General features: G+C 54.3%; 14 protein-coding genes, 1 tRNA gene and 1 pseudogene. 7 read left to right on the top strand and 9 right to left on the bottom strand.

Going from position 1 to position 15,193, the window contains the following annotated elements; translation table 11 throughout:
* The 3 genes and pseudogenes from lacNas_RS12430 to yycF form a co-directional block, all read right to left on the bottom strand.
* Nucleotides 1-597: pseudogene (locus lacNas_RS12430) on the bottom strand (hypothetical protein); the annotation flags it as partial.
* Nucleotides 587-2,476 (bottom strand): cell wall metabolism sensor histidine kinase WalK, encoded by a 1,890-nt coding sequence (gene walK / locus lacNas_RS12435; RefSeq protein ID WP_201346913.1) that lies wholly within the window; start codon nucleotides 2,474-2,476, stop codon nucleotides 587-589. The pseudogene lacNas_RS12430 and the gene walK, both read right to left, overlap by 11 nt.
* 48 nt (nucleotides 2,477-2,524) lie before the next feature.
* The gene (gene yycF, locus lacNas_RS12440; RefSeq protein WP_201331175.1) at nucleotides 2,525-3,253 is read right to left on the bottom strand and encodes a response regulator YycF; all 729 of its coding nucleotides are present in this window, start codon (nucleotides 3,251-3,253) and stop codon (nucleotides 2,525-2,527) included.
* A gap of 126 nt (nucleotides 3,254-3,379) precedes the next feature.
* On the opposite strand from yycF, the gene lacNas_RS12445 reads away from it, so the two are divergent.
* The 5 genes from lacNas_RS12445 (at nucleotide 3,380) to lacNas_RS12465 (ending at nucleotide 7,002) form a co-directional block, all read left to right on the top strand.
* Nucleotides 3,380-3,452 (top strand) — tRNA-Lys (locus lacNas_RS12445).
* 57 nt (nucleotides 3,453-3,509) lie between these two features.
* Entirely contained in the window at nucleotides 3,510-4,286 is a 777-nt protein-coding gene (locus lacNas_RS12450) for a lysophospholipid acyltransferase family protein (protein ID WP_201331176.1), read from the top strand.
* 29 nt (nucleotides 4,287-4,315) lie between these two features.
* A complete protein-coding gene (locus tag lacNas_RS12455) occupies nucleotides 4,316-5,140 on the top strand; it encodes a glycosyltransferase (protein WP_201331177.1) in 825 nt (274 codons plus the stop codon).
* A 33-nt stretch (nucleotides 5,141-5,173) separates the two neighbouring features.
* Nucleotides 5,174-6,121 carry a glycosyltransferase family 8 protein gene (locus tag lacNas_RS12460; protein WP_201331178.1) on the top strand — a complete coding sequence of 316 codons (948 nt, stop codon included), beginning with the start codon at nucleotides 5,174-5,176 and terminating at the stop codon, nucleotides 6,119-6,121.
* A 17-nt stretch (nucleotides 6,122-6,138) separates the two neighbouring features.
* Entirely contained in the window at nucleotides 6,139-7,002 is an 864-nt protein-coding gene (locus lacNas_RS12465) for a 1-acyl-sn-glycerol-3-phosphate acyltransferase (protein WP_201331179.1), read from the top strand.
* A 58-nt stretch (nucleotides 7,003-7,060) separates the two neighbouring features.
* On the opposite strand, the gene lacNas_RS12470 is transcribed toward lacNas_RS12465, so the two are convergent.
* From lacNas_RS12470 to lacNas_RS12495, 6 genes are all read right to left on the bottom strand, one after another.
* Nucleotides 7,061-8,539, bottom strand: coding sequence for a glycoside hydrolase family 1 protein (locus lacNas_RS12470; protein ID WP_201331180.1), 1,479 nt, complete (start codon nucleotides 8,537-8,539; stop codon nucleotides 7,061-7,063).
* Between the two features lie 159 nt (nucleotides 8,540-8,698).
* Nucleotides 8,699-9,166 carry a hypothetical protein gene (locus tag lacNas_RS12475; RefSeq protein ID WP_201331181.1) on the bottom strand — a complete coding sequence of 156 codons (468 nt, stop codon included), beginning with the start codon at nucleotides 9,164-9,166 and terminating at the stop codon, nucleotides 8,699-8,701.
* 22 nt (nucleotides 9,167-9,188) lie between these two features.
* A complete protein-coding gene (locus lacNas_RS12480; protein ID WP_201331182.1) occupies nucleotides 9,189-10,097 on the bottom strand; it encodes an alpha/beta hydrolase in 909 nt (302 codons plus the stop codon).
* Between the two features lie 63 nt (nucleotides 10,098-10,160).
* The gene (locus lacNas_RS12485; protein ID WP_201331183.1) at nucleotides 10,161-10,910 is read right to left on the bottom strand and encodes an alpha/beta hydrolase; all 750 of its coding nucleotides are present in this window, start codon (nucleotides 10,908-10,910) and stop codon (nucleotides 10,161-10,163) included.
* A gap of 164 nt (nucleotides 10,911-11,074) precedes the next feature.
* Nucleotides 11,075-11,542: a hypothetical protein gene (locus tag lacNas_RS12490; protein WP_201331184.1), complete on the bottom strand. Its 468-nt coding sequence runs from the start codon at nucleotides 11,540-11,542 to the stop codon at nucleotides 11,075-11,077.
* Between the two features lie 89 nt (nucleotides 11,543-11,631).
* Nucleotides 11,632-13,512: a flavocytochrome c gene (locus lacNas_RS12495; RefSeq protein ID WP_201335861.1), complete on the bottom strand. Its 1,881-nt coding sequence runs from the start codon at nucleotides 13,510-13,512 to the stop codon at nucleotides 11,632-11,634.
* 173 nt (nucleotides 13,513-13,685) lie between these two features.
* On the opposite strand from lacNas_RS12495, the gene lacNas_RS12500 reads away from it, so the two are divergent.
* Together lacNas_RS12500 and lacNas_RS12505 are read left to right on the top strand one after the other, a co-directional pair.
* Complete coding sequence (locus lacNas_RS12500) at nucleotides 13,686-14,612, top strand: LysR family transcriptional regulator (protein ID WP_201330159.1); 927 nt, start codon at nucleotides 13,686-13,688, stop codon at nucleotides 14,610-14,612.
* Between the two features lie 89 nt (nucleotides 14,613-14,701).
* Nucleotides 14,702-15,193, top strand: a 492-nt coding sequence (locus lacNas_RS12505) for an Rpn family recombination-promoting nuclease/putative transposase (protein WP_201346912.1), incomplete at its 3' end; no start/stop codon positions are given.

Here is a 15,193-nt window from a genome sequence, read left to right on the forward strand (position 1 = left end):
GACCTCCTGCTTTTCCTGGGCGCTGGCCACGTAGCCCGCCAGCTTCTTGAAGGAGCCGCTCTTGATCTTCATGCGGTAGACCCGGCTGCCGCTGTCGTTGCCGAAGTAAAGGTAGCGGCCCGAGCTCTTGACGGGCACGAAGACCCGGTTGAACTGCCGGCTGGAGTTGGCCCGCTTTTTGCCCAGCAAAACCGTGAAGTTCAGCTGGTCCGGGTAGGCAAACATGATATAGTTCTGGTCATTCAGAAGCTTGCGGTAGTCGCTGGAAGAGGTCGACCGCCGCTCAATGGCGCCCAGCTTGGCCTTTTCCACGTACTGGACGAACTTCAAAGGCAGGTTGCGCTTGGCGTCGTGCACCTGGTAGCGGACCCCGTTTTTAAAAATGTACACCTGTCCGGGCGCGTAAAAGGACTGGACGTTGCGGTAATGCGTCGACACGGCGGTTGAACTCTGCGAGGATGCCTCGTTGCTGATCCGGTTGAAGCGCTGGTCACTGGTCATCACCGTCACCCACAGGCCGATCGAAATCAGAATCACGGTCAAAGTCGCCAGATGAAGCAGAAAGTCATTGAATTTGAACTTGAATTTAAACTTCATCCCATTCGTCCTCCTCATCCATAGGTTCATACGGCAGGGAAATGTAGAAGGTCGACCCGTGGCCTTCCCGGCTGTCGGCCCAGATTCTGCCGCCATGGGCGGTCACGATTTCCTTGGCAATCGCCAGACCCAGGCCGGTCCCGCCTTGAGCCCGCGACCGGGCCTTGTCTGCCCGGTAGAAGCGGTCGAAGATCTTGCCCAGGTCCTTGCGCGGGATGCCCAGACCCTGGTCGCTGATGCTGAGCAGGATCTGGTTCTGGGTCAGGCGGACGGTGATCGTCCCGCCGTCTGGGGAATACTTGATGGCATTGTTCATGATGTTGTCGATCACCCGCATCATCTGGTCGGTGTCGATTTCCACCCACAGGGCCTGGTTGCCCAGGTCCCGCTTGATCGCGTATTCCTTGGTGTCGCTCTGGGCCTCGCCCTGGTCGTGCTCGACGATCATGTCGAAGCGGTTGAGCAGGTGGCCGACGAAGTCGGTAAAGTTGACCCATTCGGGCTCCAGCTTGGTCGCCCCCCGGTCCATCCGCGACAAAACGAGCAGGTCGTTGACCATGCGGATCATCCGCTCAGTTTCTTTCTGCGTGACTTCCAAGAACTGCGGCGCGATTTCCGGGTCCTTCCAGGCCCCTTCGTTCAGCGCCTCGATGTAGGCCCGCACGCTGGTCAAAGGCGTCCGCAGCTCGTGGGAGACGTTGGAGACGAACTGCCGCTGCTCGTCTTCGTTCTTGATCTGCTCGGTGACGTCGTGCAAAACGCAGACCGCCCCGGAGACGAAGCCGGTCACCCGCTTGATCAAAGTGAAGCTGGCATGCAGAATCATTTCGTCGTCAGTGCCGGCGTTGACCGTGACCTGCATGTCGCTTTGGTTGGAGATCAAGTCCTGGGAGGTGTATTCCTCACCCAGGCCCAGGACCTGGGAAATCGGCCGGTTGATGGCGTCATCAGCCTTGATGTTCAAAAAGTCCTGCGCCATCTGGTTCATGATCGACACGTTGCCGTGCCGGTCAGTCGCGATAACGCCGTCGGTCATGTGCGACAGGACGCTGTCCAGCCGCCGGCGCTCAGACTCGGACTGTTCGTTTGACCGCTCGATCTTGGCCGACAGGGTGTTGAAGGCCGCCCCCAGCTGACCCAGTTCGTCGTTTGAATAGATCTTGACCTGGGTTGAGTAGTCGCCGTCAGCCACCTGGATGGCCTGCTGGCGCAGCTCCTCGATCGGCCGGGTAATTGCCCGGGAAATAAACATGGAGGCAATCGCCGCCACGACTACGGCCAAAAGCGAGGCCGTCAGGAACATCATCGACACGTTGCGCAGGTTGTTGAAGACGTCAGCCATGCTGGCCTTCACGTAGACCGCCCCGACGATGTTGGTCCCGCTGGTCAGAGGCACGATCTGGACCATGAAGCTGCCCTTCTGGGTGCTGGTGACCAGGGTCTTCTGCTGGCCGGTGTTGATCACTTCCCGGATGTCGCCGTTGTTGGACAGCTGGCCCACCCGGTTCTTGTCGTTCAAGTTCGACACGGCCCGGATCACGTTTTTGCTGTCAACGACCTGAATTTCCGAAATCGCGTCGTTGCTGTAGTCGGTAATGATCTGGTTCATCTTCCGGTCGGCGCTCTTGCCGTTTTTGACCAGCTGGTTCGTCAGCTGGTCGGTGACGATGGTCTGCAGCTGTATCGTCGTCTGGAAGTTGTCGATGCTGGTCTGCTCCATCTGCCTGGTAAAGTAGGCCCCGATGATTTCGATCGTGGCCAGCAGGAGCAGCATGAAGATGAGCGCGATCTTGGTCTGGATCGAGCTGACCAGGCGCCGCATCAAGCCGGGCTTGCCGGGACGTTTCTTTGCTCTTTTTGCTTTCTTCTCTTTTTCCATTAAATCCATCCACATAAAGAAAGCCACCTCAAATAAGTGGCTCCTAAACTATTCTTCTGTTTGCTGCTTGACAAAGTAGCCGACGCCCCGCCGCGTTACCAAAATCTTCGGCCGCACCGGATTGTCTTCGATCTTTTCGCGCAGACGGTGCACCGTCACGTCGACGGTCCGCACGTCGCCGAAGTAGTCATAGCCCCAGACGGTCTGCAGCAGGTGCTCTCTGGTCATCACCTGGTCCATGTGCTGGGCCATGTAGTAGAGCAGCTCAAATTCCCGGTGGGTCAGTTCGATCTTCTCACCGTTCTTTTCAACCAAGTAGGCATCCGGCTTGATCAGCAGGTTGCCGATTTGAATGTCGTTGTTTTCTTGTTCCTTTTCTTTTTGCTGATTGACTTCCACAGCCTTCTTGACGATGTCCCGCCGGCGCAGGTTGGCCTTGACCCGGGCCACCAGCTCGCGGTTGGAGAAAGGCTTGGTGACGTAGTCGTCGGCCCCCATTTCCAGGCCCAGCACCTTGTCGATTTCGCCGCCCTTGGCGGTAACCATGATGATCGGCATGTCGTGCGTTTGCCGGACTTCCCGGGCAACCTCCAAGCCGTCTTTCTTTGGAAGCATTAAGTCTAAAATCATTAAGTCAGGGTTGTATTCCTCAACCTTTTCGACAGCTTCCTCGCCGTCATAGGCTGTTTCCACGTCAAACCCCTCTTTGGTCAAGTTGAACTTGATGATATCGGAAATCGGTTTTTCGTCGTCAACGACGAGAATTTTTTTAGGCATTATAGACCTCCTTCACTCTGACTATTATACTTGATTTGTTCCTAAAATTAAAAAAATTACAATTAATGTAAAAAAGAAGATTGCTTTTGCTGAAATTTATGGCATAATAGTAGTGTTGGTTGATACGGGTCGTTAGCTCAGCTGGCAGAGCACCGGACTCTTAATCCGGGTGTCCAGGGTTCGATCCCCTGACGACCCATCCTTAAGCACTGCGCTCGCAGTGCTTTTTTTATTTTACAGCATACGGGGACTTTTTATGAGCAAAAAGACTTACTACTACCGCAGCGAAAGCGACGATCTCGTCACCGCGGCCCAGCAGGACTTCCGCCTGCCCGACGGCTACCAGGTCTTCAGGAAGGGGGCCGGCTGGAAGGTCTGGAACTTCCTGGTCCGCACCCTGGCGCTGGCCTTTGCCTGGCCTTACTCGCGGCTGTTTCTCCTGGTCAAAGTCCGGGGCAAGGAAAAGCTGCGTCCTTTCAGAAAGCGGGGCTGTTTCGTTTATGGCAACCACACCCAGATGCTGGGCGACCCCTTCGACCCGATGACCATTGTCAATCCCTACCGCTACTATGCGCTGGCGGCCCAGGCCAACTGGGGGATCCCTTTTCTGGGAAAATACGTGATTCCCGTGGCCGGCCTGCCGGTCGGCCAGGACCTCAAGCAGTCCATCAGCCTGCTCAAGGACGTCAAATACGCTTATGAACAAAAGCAGGCCACGATCGTCATTTATCCAGAAGCCCACCTGTGGCCCTATTACACCAAGATCCGGCCCTTTCCAGCCACCAGCCTGAACTTCCCGGTCAGCCTCAAGGCGCCCTGCTTTGCCATGACGACCACCTACCAGCGCTGCCGCTGGCGCCGGCGGCCCAAAATTACGATTTACGTCGATGGTCCTTTTTACCCGGACCAGACCCTGGGCAAGAAAGCCGCCCAGGAGAAGCTGCACGCTGAACTTTACCAGTGCATGACCGAACGGGCCAAGCTGAGCGACTACGAGTTCTGCTCTTATGTTAAAATTAGCAGTAAGAACTGAGATTATTACTGAAAAAGGAGGCAGAAATCATGAACTTTCTTTTTTGCGGCGACCACAATGCTGAAAAAGGCGTGCTGATTGCCGTCTTGTCACTATTGAAAGCGGAGCGCGGCGAGGAGGTCCACATCTACATCCTGACCATGAAAGCCCACAGCAAGAGCCGGTCTTTCAACCCCTTCAGCCAGCACGCGGCTGACTTCATCCGCTCGCTTGTCGTTGCCGACAATCCCAAGAGCAGCCTGGAATTGATCGACTGCACCGCCAATTTCATCAAGGAGCCGCCGACGGCCAACATGGGGACCCGTTTCACCCCTTATGCCATGCTGCGGCTGTTTGCCGACGAGCTGCCGCAGATCCCCGACCGGATCCTTTACCTGGACGACGACGTGATCATCCGCCGGCCAGTCGACCAGTTCTACACCCAGGACCTGACCGGAGTAGAATTGGTCGGGGTCCTGGACTACTTCGGCCGCTTCTTTTTCCACAATCAAAAGAAGGTCTTCGACTACCTCAATTCCGGGGTTCTCCTGCTGAACATGCCGGAAATCAAGCAAACCGGCCTGTTCAAGCGGGTGCGGCATTTGATGCAGGTCAAGAAGATGTTCCTGCCGGACCAGACGGCCATCAACAAGCTGGCCAAGGAGAAGCGGATCGCTCCGCGCAAGTACAATGAACAATACAGCCTGCAGAGCGACACGGTCATCCAGCACTTTACCACCAGCTTCCGTTTCTTCCCTTACTTCAGAACGCAGACCGTCAAGCCGTGGGACGTGAAACGGGTGCACAGCGTGCTGCAGCTGCACGAATACGACGACCTGCTCAATGAATACCTGCAGCTGAAGGACCAGCTGTAGCAGCGGGCCGGAAACTACTTCAGAGGAAAAAGCATGACGATTCCAATTTTTTACACCATCAGCGACGACTTCACCCCCTACCTGGCCGTGTCCCTGAGCTCCCTGGCTGAAAACGCCGACCCGGAAAAGGACTACACGGTCATCATCCTGCACCAGGGCCTCAGCCCGGAGCACCAAGATGCCTTGACCGCCTGCGGCAAAGGCAAGCTGCGGGTCAGCTTCCGCCAGCTGGATGAAGAGCTGCTGGCGCCGATTCAAAACCGCCGGGGCAACTACCTGCGGGCTGACTTCTTTACCTTGTCGATTTTCTACCGCCTGTTCATCCCGGAACTTTTCCCGGAATACGACAAGGCCGTCTACTTAGACGCTGACACGGTCGTCAACGCGGACATTGCCGGCCTTTACCAGACAGAACTGGGCAGCAATTTGGTTGCCGCCTGCCATGACCAGTCGGTCCACTATATCGAACCCCTGCAGACCTACATCAGGGACTGCCTGGGCTTGGACCCGGCCGGCTACGTCAACTCCGGGGTCCTGCTCATGAACTGCCGGGCCATGCGGGAGGAAGGCTTCGTGGACAAGTTTTTGCGGCTGCTGACGACCTACCAGTTCAACTCGATCGCCCCTGACCAGGACTACTTAAACGAAATCTGCGCTGGCCGCATCAAGCTGCTGGACCCGCGCTGGGATGCCATGCCGAATGATTTCGATCCGGAAATGGCTGACCCTGCCCTGGTTCACTACAACCTCTTCTACAAGCCTTGGCACTTCGCGGGCGTGAAGTATGAAAGCTACTTCTGGCAAGCAGCCAAGGAAACGCCTTTTTACCAGGAACTCAAGCAGGAGCTGGCTGATTTCAGCGAGCAGGACCGGCAGGCGGAACTGGCCAAGATGCAGGGCATGGTCGACCTGGTCGGCCAGATTTCACAGGATCCGCAAAACTGGTTCCACGTGAAACAGGAAGTTAAAGTTACTCTATAAGAGCTAAGGAGAAAGACATGATTATTGGTGACAAGCGCCTGGACGTGATCCACAATATCGCCCGGGCCGCGAACGACCGCGATTTTACCGCCAAGACCGAAATCGGCGACCCGATGATGACCAGCGAGGAGAAGCTGGCTCTGGTGGAAGCCTTCTGGCAAAAGCAGGACCGGTTCAAGACCAAGGTCGACGGCGTCCTGGGCCGGGAGCTCCTGCAGGTGTTGACCAAGGCCCTGGTAGGCTCAACCAAGGTGACCGGCCTGGAGAAGCTGCACGAGCTGCCGCGGGGCGGGGCCATCGTGACCGCCAACCACTTCAACCAGATCGATGCCCTGGCCGTCAACTGCCTGGCCCAGAAGGCCCACCGGCGGATGGACATCGTGATTGAGGAAACCAATCTGAAGCTGCCGGGCTTTTTCAGCTACATCATGAACAACATGGGCTCGATCCCGCTGACGCAGAGTCCCAACTACCTGGGCCGGGAGTTCATCCAGCACTTGAGCCGGGCCTTCAACCAAGACCACTGGGTCCTGATCTTCCCGGAGCAGGAAATGTGGTGGAACTACCGCAAGCCCCGCAAGCCGCAGCGCGGGGCCTACTATTTCGCGGCCAAGTGCAACGTGCCGGTGATTTCCACTTTTGTGGAGATCCAAACCCTGCCAAAAGCAGAAAAGAAAAACGAGCACTTCCAGCAGACCCGCTACGTCCTGCACGTTTTGGGCGTGCTCTACCCGGACCCGACCAAGCCGGTCAGCGAAAATGCCAGCCGCATGATGGAGGAAGACTACCAGCTGAAGGTCCAAGCGTACGAGGAAGTTTATCACAAGAAACTGGACTACGACTTCACCAGCTGGGACATTGCCGGCTGGAGAGGCGAATAGCATAAAAAAACTGACAAAAAGAGGATGCCGGCCAAGCATCCTCTTTTTTTATTTTCAATTAATCCAGGTCGTCCCCGTTGGATTCGATGACCTTCTTGTACCAGTAGAAGGAGTCCTTCTTCATCCGGTCCAGACTCCCCTTGCCTTCGTCGTCGCGGTCAACGTAGATGAAGCCGTAGCGCTTGGACATTTGGCCGGTCCCGGCGGAAATTTCGTCGATGCAGCCCCAGGTCGTGTAGGCCCGGACGTCAACCCCGTTTTCGATAGCCTTGTCCATGGCAGCGATGTGCTGACGGAGGTAGTCGATCCGGTAGTCGTCGTGGATCTTGCCGTCTTCGATCTTGTCCTTGGCGCCCAAGCCGTTTTCAACGACCATCATTGGCAGTTCATAGCGGTCATACATCATTTCCAGGAAATACTGCAGGCCGGTCGGGTCGGTTGCCCAGCCCCATTCTGAGTACTTCAGGTAAGGGTTGCGGACGCCGGCCGCGAAGTTGCCGCCGACCTTGTCGTCCGTGTCATGAGTAGTGACTACATTGGACATGTAGTAAGAGAAGGTGTACATGTCAACCTTGCCTTCCAGCAAGTCCTGCTTGTCCTGGTCGGTGATGTCCAGGTGAACGTCGTGTTCAGCCCACAAGCGCTTGGCATAAGTCGGGTACTTGCCCTTGCACTGCACGTCTGAGCAGTAGAAGATGTCTTGTTCCCAGCTGTGCCGGTTCAAAAGGATGTCCTTTGGGTCCGGGGTGTATGGGTAGTCGACAATGCCGCAGATCATGTTCCCGATTTGGAAGTCAGGGTTGATTTCGTGGCCGATCTTGACCGCGCGGGCGCTGGCTACAAACTGGTAGTGCAGCTTTTGGTAGGCGTGGCGGTATTGTTCGTCAGTGCCGTTGCCGCCGAAGGCGTTCAGCATCAAGAGGCTGGAGTTGATTTCGTTGAAGGTCAGCCAGTACTTGACCAGGTCCTTGTATTCCTTGAACAAGGCAGTCGCGTAGCGAACGTAAAGGTCAACCATCTTGCGGTCTGACCAGTCGTGGTACTTCACCGACAGGTGCAGCGGGTCATCGTAGTGAGAGATGGTTACCATCGGTTCGATGCCATACTTGTGCAGTTCTTCAAAGACGCTGCGGTAGAAGTCCAGGCCGGCTTGGCTCGGCTTTTCTTCTTCGCCGGTCGGGAAGATTCTTGACCAAGAGATGGACATTCTGAAGACCTTGAAGCCCATTTCAGCAAACATCTTGATGTCTTCCTTGTAGTGATGATAGAAGTCGATAGCGACTTGGTTCGGGTAGTAGTGGTCCGGCAAAACTGCTGGCTTTGACCCTTCCGGGAAATCGGTCGCGCCCGGCATTGAGACAAAGGCGCCCGGCTTGCCGTCCTTGTCGATGTAGGTCACCATTCTTGGGTGGTCCAGGCCGCCTTCAGTGGTCACGTCGCTGATGGAAAGGCCTCTGTCAGCTTCGTCGTAGCCACCTTCGATTTGGTTGGCAGCAGTAGCGCCGCCCCACAAAAAGTCCTTGCTAAAATGTGCCATGTGTTTTTCTCCTTTAACTAACTTTTTCTTGCTATAAGCTATTATAGCGCTTTCAGCCAGTACTTTTTCACTATAAATGTTATATTTTTACAAAAAATCTCTTTATTTTCAGAAAGAATAAAAGCCACAAAAGGCCTCGTGCCTTCCATGGCTTTTTGGTTATTTAACGTATTTTTCCGCGACCTTGCTCCCCAGCCAAACTGCCGCGAAGGAGGCAATGTAGGAAACGACGAAGCAAGGAAGCCAGGCTTCTTTGCAGCCATTAAGGTAGGCGGTCATCCGCGCTGCCTTAGGGATGGATTCATTGTAAAAAATGCTTGCACCAGTACAAATAAAGGTGTTGAGCGTGTTCAATACAGCCGAAGGAATGATGCCTTGCACAAGCTTGAAGGCAACCGTGCCTTCCTTTAAGTGAAACAGGACGGCAAACCAGTCACCCCAAGCATTGTAGGGAATGAACAAGCTGAAGAAAAAGACGATCAAGTTGATTTCCGCGGTCAGTTCAAACAGGTTGACCCAGGTAAACGGCAGATGGTTCAAGAAGATGATGAAGATGGCCATCACCAAGCCCATGAACATGGACAGGACCGAGGTCAAAATGGTTCCGAAGTGGCTCTTGTAAAACATGGTATTTGCTCCTTCATACTTTTTACAGCAGCTGGTACAGGCCGTTCTCACTGAGCCAGCCCAAGTACAAGCTGGTCCAAGAAGAAGCCTGCCGGTTGCTCAAAGAATGGTCAGGGCGGCCGTCAGTCCGCTTGTCAGCCAATGCCATCCCGTGGCTGCCCTTTTGGTACATGTGGAACTCAAACGGAACCTTGTTTTCGGCCAGTTCCCCGGCAAAAGCCACGGCATCCCCGACATGGCAGTTCACATCTTCCGTCGTCCCCCAGATAAAGGCGCGCGGGAACTGGTCAGTTACCGCGTTTTCCAGGTTGATCTTGGCAATCCGCTCAGGCGACTGGTCAACCCCGGTCGCCGCGTAGTTGACCAGGTCGACGCTGACCTTGACCTTGTTCAAGATGGCAATGTTGTGGTTGCTCAAGTCGACCATCTTGAGGGCCGGGTAGCAAAGGCCAACTGAATCGGGCCGCATCTGTTCAGACGTCAGGCCGGTCAACTCCGCCAGCCATGGGGTCTGCCAGTAGGCCGCCAGCTGGGCCGTCAGGTTGCCGCCAGCAGAAAAGCCGATGACATTGATGCTTTCCGGATCAAGCTGCCAGTCCGCGGCGTTGGCCTTGACATCGGCTACGAGCCGGGCCAGATCGGTCAAAGTATTTGGAAAGGCGCTGACCGGGTCGCGGCTGTAGTCGTGTTTGCCGTCAAAGAATTCCGCCCCTTCGGTCGCGTAGTCAAAGATGGCGCAGGAGAAGCCCTTGCTGATGAACTCAAAGGCGATTGGTTCTCTTTCCCGCCAGGCCGTGTAGCAGTAGGCCCCGCCCGGCACGATGATCAAGAAAGGCGCTTTGCGATTTTCATCAACTGACGCATCGGCCTCCTGGATGTAGTAACTGGCCTTGGCGCCCCGGTCGCCGATTTTTTTAGTAAAAAATTTCATTGCTCTCACCCATTTTTTCAAAAATAATAGGCTGCCTGACAGCAGCCTACATTGTTCAAAGGATTAATCAGTCAAAAAGTTCAAAACGCGGTCATAGACTTCATCGCGGTTTTGGTGCAAGCCGTGGTCGCTGCCCGAGATCAAGTGGAATTCGCAGTCATCATAGATGGCCTGGTAGTGGCGGCCGGCGTAGTTGTTGACGATCTTGTCGTCTTCGCCGTGCAGAACCAGGACTGGCCCGCGGTAGGCAGCCGCGGTGTCATAAATGTTGATGAACTTGGCGGTTCTGAAGTACCAGCCGTTGAGCTTGAAGTCGCCAAAGTCCAGCTTGTCCGGTACGGCGTTAGGGTCATACTCTTCGCCCATGCAGGTGCCGATTCTGGCATCGTCAACCAGGGTTGCGGCCGGCGACATCAGCACCAGCTTGGAGATCTTGTCAGCGTAAAAGCCGGCCATCATTGATGACAGAACCGCTCCTTGGGAGTGGCCGATCAGGTAGATCTTCTTGACGCCCTTCAAGCCCGAAACGTACTTCATGACTGCTTCGTAGTCTTCCAGTTCGTTGAAGATCGACATGTTGTCCAAAGGACCTTCGCTTAAGCCGTGGCCGTTGAAGTCAAAGCGGACCGTTGCCAGCCCCTTTTCCTGCAGCTTTTCCGCGATCACTGGCAGCAAATCGTTGACCTTCGGGTCCATCATGCCCACAAAACCGTAAGCCAGGATGGCCAGGTCATATTCTTCACTGTCTGGAATTGATACCTTAGCGGCCAGCTTGAGGCCGTCCCGCATGATCGTTACGTCTTTTTCGCTCATTTTTGCAACTCTCCTCTTCTTTAGCTTTCCAAGTTGGTAATGTTGTTCTTTGCCCGCTGGCTTATATAAAAATTATACCGCTTTCAGCAGGCTGATTTGGCAAAAGCGCCCCGGCAGCAAAAAAGATCATGAATACCTTGTTTCATGATCTTTCTGCTTGTCAGCTATTTAACGTATTTTTCCGCAACCTTGCTCCCCAGCCAAACTGCCGCGAAGGAGGCAATGTAGGAAACGATGAAGCAAGGAACCCAGGCTTCTTTGCAGCCGTTAAGGTAGGCGGTCATCCGCGCTGCCTTAGGGATGGATTCATTGTAGAAGATGCTTGCTGCCGTACAAATGAAGGTGTTGGCTGAGTTCAGCACAACTGACGGAATGATGCCTTGCACCAGCTTGAAGGCAACCGTGCCTTCCTTCAAGTGAAACAGGCCGGCAAACCAGTTTCCCCACGCGTTGTAAGGGATGAACAAGCTGAAGAAAAAGACGATCAAGTTGATTTCCGCGGTCAGTTCAAACAGGTTGACCCAGGTAAACGGCAGATGGTTCAAGAAAATGATAAAGATGGCCATCACCAAGCCCATGAACATGGACAGTACCGTCGTCAGAATAGTACCAAAGTGGCTTTTGTAAAACATGGTATTTACTCCCTCTTAGTTATTTTTAAGCAAAGGTATTTTTTTACTGAGCCAGCTTTGATTGCCTTCTGACTCATTTTACTCGTTTATTAGTGCTGGGATGCCCCGCTGACTGCATCAGCCGCTGGAGCTTCTTCGTTGGCCGTGTCGGCAGCGATCCGGCCGAAGGTAAAGATGTCAGCCAGGGAGTTGCCGCCCAGACGGTTGCCGGCGTGCAGGCCGCCCGCGTTTTCACCAGCTGAGTACAGACCTGGGATGACGTGGCCCTCTTCGTCCAAAACGTGCGCCTTGGTGTCGATTACCAGACCGCCCATAGTGTGGTGGATGGCCGGCTTGCGCGGAGTTGCGTAGAATGGTGCAACTTCGCACTTCAAGTGGAAGGCGCTCTTGCCGAATTCAGGGTCATGGCCGGCATCAACGTAAGAGTTGTACTTCTTGATGGTGTCAGTCAAAACTGCTGGGTCCATCCCCACCTTTTCAGCCAGTTCTTCCAAAGTGTCGGCTCTGAACAAAGTACCGGCTTCAACTTGCGCGTCGATTGATTCTTGAGTGGTGTTGTAGGCAGTTTCCTTGATCTTGTCGTCGGCGATCAGGTAGAAGAGGCCGCCGTTGTCGATCGCTGCCTTGGCCAAAGTGTCACGTTCCGCAAATTCGTTGACGAAACGCTTGCCTTGCTGGTTGACCATGATGAAGTTTTCAGGCGGAGTCTGCAAGCCAGTGAAAAGTTCCCCAGTTACCGGGTCAGAAACTGGCATCAATTGAATGAAGCCCATCCCAGTCAATGCAGCACCGGCTTCTTCACCCAGGGCAATCCCGTCACCGGTGATGGCTGGTGAGTTGGTAGTAGCAATGTCATCAGCGATTTCGCTCCAGTAAGTGTTGTACTTTTGCACCATCTTGGTGTTGGCACCGAAACCGCCGGCCGTCAAAATCACGCTCTTGGCATGAACGGTCACCTTGGAGCCGTCAGTCTTTTCGGCAATCACGCCAGTAACCTTGCCGCCTTCAATGATCAGGTGCTTGGCTCTGGTTTCAGTCAAAACCGTGGCGCCATGTGCCTTGACCCAGTCGCCCAAAACGTGGATGAAGGCAAAGCCCATTGGTTCAACCGGCTTGTGGCCTCTGCGCCACAAAGCTCCAACCGGCATGGTCACGTCGCTGCGGTCAAACTTCACGCCCAGGTCAGTCAGCCACTTGACTGAGTCCAAAACGTTGTTGACCAGGGTAGTTACCAGTTCGTACTTGCCGTGGATTTCGTTGCCCTTGAGGTCCACCCGCTTGCCGCCGAGGTAGGTTTGAATTTCGTGCAGCAGGGTTGAGTCAAAGAGGTAGTCTTCGCCTGATTCCAGGTAGTCCTTGATTTGGTCGCGCAGCTTTTCGAAGTCTTCCACGTATTCCGGATCGATTTCGCTGGTTGGCGTTTCAGCCAGTTCCTTCAAGGTTTCCTTTTCACCAGGCAGAGCCTTGAAGCCCTTTTGCCATTCAGGTTCAGCCGCGTTCATTGGACCGCCGGCCCGGGCAGTGTTGCCGCCAAGCTGCGGGAACTTCTCCAAAATAACAACTTTCTTATCGTGTTGGATTGACCAGGTAGCAGCGGCCAGGCCGGCACCACCGGCACCGATAACGACCACGTCAGTGTCGTATTCTTCATCCTTGGCTGCTGAAGAAGCTGGCTTGTCGCGCTTCTTCCATTCTTCAGCATCCCCGCCGGCTTCAGTGATCGCTTCGGCAACCCCGTCGATCACCCCTTTGGAGGAGATTGAAGCGCCGGAAACAGCGTCAACGTTCAGCGTCTGCCCTTCAACAATGGCCTTTGGAAGCCGCTTGAAGACTTCATCGGCAATCCCGCTGGTTTCACCGGCTGCGTCGACGGTAATGTTTTCCACCTTGTCATCCTTGATGGTGACTTCCATCGGCATGAATGATGAACCGTGGCCCTTGGCCTTGACCTTGTACGTACCTGATTTCATTGACATGATTTTTCTCCTTGAACTTGTCATTTCTCTGAATGATATCGCTTTCTTTTTGACAATTTCATTCTAGTATTTTCCCAGCGAAAAATGAAAGATTATTAATATTATCAATCGATAACATTTATGTTATTGTAAAAGCAGATAATTTTTTCCCGCAGAAAGGACAACTCATGAACGATCCCGACATCATGCTCAATTACCTGGAAGTTCTGCTCAAGGAGAGCAACTTCACCCGTGCCGCTGAAAGCCTCTATATTTCCCAGCCCTACCTGACCCAGCTGATCAAGCGGGTGGAAAAGAAGCTGGGCACCACCATCATCAATCGCGAAAAGGTTCCCTTCTCCCTGACAGAATCCGGCCAGCTCTACTACCACTACCTGGAAAACATTTCCGCCCAGCGCCACCAGCTCAGCAATGCCCTGGAGCGTTTCACCAACCACCAGGAGGAAATCATCCGGATCGCCGTTTTGGAAAGCCTGGGCACCTTCCTTTTGCCAAAAATCCTGCCAGCCTTCCTGGAAAAACACCCCCAGGTCAAAATCCAAATTTCTGAGGGCTTCCCTCACACCAGTGAAGAACGCCTGCTGGGCGGAGACGTTGACTGCTATATGGGGCAGACGCCGGAAACTGTGGCGCGGGGAATCGATACCTATGTCAACGGCGGGGAGGTCTACTATATCGTGATCCCGCAAAATTCCAAGTATTATCTCAAAGACCGCTTCATTCTCGATCCTGCGGATTACGATCCCAAGGAGCTGCTCCAGCAGCCTTTTGTCTTGAGCAACGGCGAATCGGCCATCCGCCACCAAGTCAACGGGCTGTTTCACTATTTCCGCGTGCGCCCGAATGTCCGGATGACCTCCAACAGCGTCATCACGGCCACCAACCTGGCGGTCAACGGCATCGGCTTCACGGTTTCCTCAGCCAGCATCTTGAAGCGCCTGGAACATCTGCCGATCAACCTCTACCCGCTCGATCCCCGGCAGATCAGGCTCACCTACTTTATCGGCACCCGGCACGGCGCTGACCTGTCCCCAGCTCTGGAAGACTTGATTGCTGCCTTCCAGGCGGCCGAGCTGCAGGAGGAAATCAGCTAATTCAAATTTTTGGCTGAAACAAAAAAATTGGCCATTTTTTCTTGTACTAGTTATTGGAGAGAAAATTCTCTTCTAGAAACGGAGGAAAAATGACCAAAATAGCAGCAACCGTCCGCGGCAGCAAGGACGTCGTCCAGAAAGTCCTGCTGGACAAGAACGAAATTTTTGCTGACGTATTGAACGGCTTCATCTTCAATGGAAAACAGATTATCAAGCCGGACATGCTGGCAGACACCAACACGACCAGCTACTACAAGGCCAACGGGGAGGTTCACGGCCAGGACCGGGACGTGGCCAAGCTGCTGACGATCGGCAAGAAGAAAATCGTCATCTCGCTGGTTGGAATCGAGAACCAGACCCGACCAGACAAGCACATGCCGGCGCGGGTGATGAACTACGATGCCGCGGCCTACCGCTACCAGCTCACCAAGAGCAAAAAGCTCTATCCCGTGCTCACGCTGGTGGTATACTACGGGAAAGAAGCTTGGAACTACAGCCGGAATTTGCTGGGGAACATCAATCTGCAAAAGCTCCCCGAGGAAATGCGGCCGCTGATCAGTGATTACAAGATCAAGGCTTTT

Origin of the sequence: Lactobacillus nasalidis (genome assembly GCF_016587775.1) — a bacterium.
Lineage (GTDB): Bacteria > Bacillota > Bacilli > Lactobacillales > Lactobacillaceae > Lactobacillus > Lactobacillus nasalidis.

Coding starts and splice junctions, on each gene's coding strand:
- walK (WP_201346913.1), bottom strand. CDS start 2,476: ATGGAAAAAGAGAAGAAAGCAAAAAGAGCAAAGAAACGTCCCGGCAAG.
- yycF (WP_201331175.1), bottom strand. CDS start 3,253: ATGCCTAAAAAAATTCTCGTCGTTGACGACGAAAAACCGATTTCCGAT.
- lacNas_RS12450 (WP_201331176.1), top strand. CDS start 3,510: ATGAGCAAAAAGACTTACTACTACCGCAGCGAAAGCGACGATCTCGTC.
- lacNas_RS12455 (WP_201331177.1), top strand. CDS start 4,316: ATGAACTTTCTTTTTTGCGGCGACCACAATGCTGAAAAAGGCGTGCTG.
- lacNas_RS12460 (WP_201331178.1), top strand. CDS start 5,174: ATGACGATTCCAATTTTTTACACCATCAGCGACGACTTCACCCCCTAC.
- lacNas_RS12465 (WP_201331179.1), top strand. CDS start 6,139: ATGATTATTGGTGACAAGCGCCTGGACGTGATCCACAATATCGCCCGG.
- lacNas_RS12470 (WP_201331180.1), bottom strand. CDS start 8,539: ATGGCACATTTTAGCAAGGACTTTTTGTGGGGCGGCGCTACTGCTGCC.
- lacNas_RS12475 (WP_201331181.1), bottom strand. CDS start 9,166: ATGTTTTACAAGAGCCACTTCGGAACCATTTTGACCTCGGTCCTGTCC.
- lacNas_RS12480 (WP_201331182.1), bottom strand. CDS start 10,097: ATGAAATTTTTTACTAAAAAAATCGGCGACCGGGGCGCCAAGGCCAGT.
- lacNas_RS12485 (WP_201331183.1), bottom strand. CDS start 10,910: ATGAGCGAAAAAGACGTAACGATCATGCGGGACGGCCTCAAGCTGGCC.
- lacNas_RS12490 (WP_201331184.1), bottom strand. CDS start 11,542: ATGTTTTACAAAAGCCACTTTGGTACTATTCTGACGACGGTACTGTCC.
- lacNas_RS12495 (WP_201335861.1), bottom strand. CDS start 13,512: ATGAAATCAGGTACGTACAAGGTCAAGGCCAAGGGCCACGGTTCATCA.
- lacNas_RS12500 (WP_201330159.1), top strand. CDS start 13,686: ATGAACGATCCCGACATCATGCTCAATTACCTGGAAGTTCTGCTCAAG.